At 72.9% G+C, this 521-nt stretch carries 1 protein-coding gene; it reads left to right on the plus strand.

Features of this window, described 5'->3' with window-relative positions:
- Window positions 1-89: 89 nt before the first annotated feature.
- A partial coding sequence (locus NBZ83_RS32575) for a hypothetical protein (RefSeq protein ID WP_261576559.1) occupies window positions 90-521 on the plus strand: 432 nt, incomplete at its 3' end.

Genomic DNA, 521 nt, shown 5'->3' on the forward strand with positions numbered 1-521 from the left:
GGCTTGCCTATGTCCGTCGACGGCGCGGCGGGGGGACGGCCATGAGGAAGGCCGTGCGGAAGCGGCGCAGCCGGTGGATCGACCGGCCGGTGCCCCTCGTCGGCGGCGGCGGGCGCCGCGATGCCGCAGGGCGGAACCGGCACGGGAGTGACGTCGTGTACGAGAGCGAGGTTGTTTTCGGCGAGGAGCACGATTCGGCACGGCCATCCGCACCCACAGCTGTCGCATCGGCCGTCGTTCCTGACGTGCGCGTCGAGGAGGCGAACCGCCGTGCAGCGAAGCCGCTCGAAGGCACGGTCCGGCGGGTGAAGATCCCCGTCGTGCGTGCGCCGGTCCATCCGCCGCTCGGTTATGATCACCGGGCCGTGGGCGCGCGGCCGGCGGCGAGGAGCAGTGAGGCCGCAGGCAGCGGAGCGGGGGCGGCGCGGGAGGTGAGCGGTGACCGGGTGTCCGGTACTCGGCTCGGAGACGTGGTGACCATGGGGCGGGCCTTCTCCAGACAAGGGTGGGACGGCGTGATC

The sequence above is a fragment of the Frankia gtarii genome (assembly GCF_025403375.1).
GTDB lineage: Bacteria > Actinomycetota > Actinomycetes > Frankiales > Frankiaceae > Frankia > Frankia gtarii.